The sequence below is a fragment of the Arthrobacter sp. AOP36-A1-22 genome (assembly GCF_052377615.1).
Taxonomy (GTDB): Bacteria; Actinomycetota; Actinomycetes; order Actinomycetales; family Micrococcaceae; genus Arthrobacter_H.
In genome coordinates this window covers 1-1,431 of record NZ_JBQSWX010000059.1, presented here as the reverse complement: position 1 = coordinate 1,431, position 1,431 = coordinate 1, and the positions used below count along the sequence as shown (strand labels likewise).

Annotated in this window: 1 protein-coding gene; it reads left to right on the top strand. The window is 62.6% G+C overall.

Going from position 1 to position 1,431, the window contains the following annotated elements; genetic code table 11:
- The first annotated feature begins 1 nt into the window (after position 1).
- A protein-coding gene (locus ACT3S2_RS15795) for an IS3 family transposase (protein ID WP_444561931.1) occupies positions 2-1,386 on the top strand; the annotation gives its coding sequence in 2 pieces (ribosomal slippage) (positions 2-320 and positions 320-1,386; 1,386 coding nt in all).
- Positions 1,387-1,431: the final 45 nt, after the last annotated feature.

Here is a 1,431-nt window from a genome sequence, read left to right as displayed (position 1 = left end):
CATGAGTACTTCCGGACCCCGTGCCGGTGGACCAACCCCTCGAAGGTCGTTCACCCCCGCGCAGAAGCTTGAGTTCCTGACCCAGTACGAGGACGCCTGCACCCGTCAGCAAGGTGGTGCCTTCCTGCGGGAACAGGGACTGTATTCCTCCCAGATCACCGAGTGGCGCAAGCTGCGTGATGCCGGTGTCCTCGAAGGTGAGAAGGCCGGTCAGGCCATCGGGAAGCTCTCCCGGGAGCAGGCCGAGATCGCGCGTCTGCGTCGCCAGCTGGGGGTGAGCGAGAGCCGGTTGCAACAGACCGAGGCAGCCTTGGACGTGATGGGAAAACTCTCGGCGTTCTTCGAGAACGCCATCGCCGAGTTGCCGGAAGATCCGAAGTCCAAGAAGAAATGACCACCGCCTACCGCCAACTGGTGGCTGCTTCGGTGCCGACGCGGAAGGCAGCGGTGCTGGTCGGTCTTTCGCGCACCACGATCTACCGCAAGCCCGCCGTGCCGGAAGATCACGAGCCGGTAGTCCCGTCGAACAGGCTCAGCACCGCGGAGCGGGCCGAGATCCTCGCGGCACTGAACTCACCACAGTTCGTGGACCTGGCGCCGTTACAGGTCTATACCAAGCTGCTCGATGAGGGCATCTACCTCGGTTCGGTCTCCACGTTTTATCGGGTCCTTGCCGAGAACCAGCAGGTAAAGGAACGCCGCCGGCTGGCCAAGCATCCGGCTCGGGCGATCCCTGAACTGGTCGCCACCGCGCCCGGCCGGGTGATGAGCTGGGATATCACCAAGCTGGCCGGCCCGGTCAAGGGCAAGTACTTCGATTGCTACGTGATGATCGATATCCATTCTCGGTTCATCGTCGGCGCGCACGTGCACGCCACCGAATCCGGGGCCCTGGCGGTGGAGATGATGAAGGAGATTTTCGGCATCCACGGGATACCAGACGTCGTGCACGCGGACCGCGGGACCTCGATGACATCGAAGACCGTTGCCGGGTTGCTCTCGGATCTGGAGGTCACCCGATCGCATTCCCGGCCCCGGGTGAGCAACGACAACCCGTACAGCGAAAGCCTGTTCAAATCGATGAAGTACGGGCCGGAATTCCCGGAGCGTTTCGCCTCTCTGGGCGATGCGAGGACCTTCATCAGCGGATTCGTGGATTGGTATAATCATCACCACCAGCACTCCGGCATCGGGTTCCACACCCCGGCCAACGTGCACTACGGCTTCGCCGATGGGGTCGCCGTGAAGCGTTCACAGACCCTGGCTGCGGCCCGGGCGAAGCATCCCCACCGATTCAGCACAGCCGCTGATCCCAAGATCCTGGCTCTACCCGGGCCGGCTTGGATCAACCAGCCACTCGAAACCGCCGAAAACCCAGCAGCCTAACGGCCGCCTAACTCACCTTGGTACCGCTTGACTTGAAAAATACCG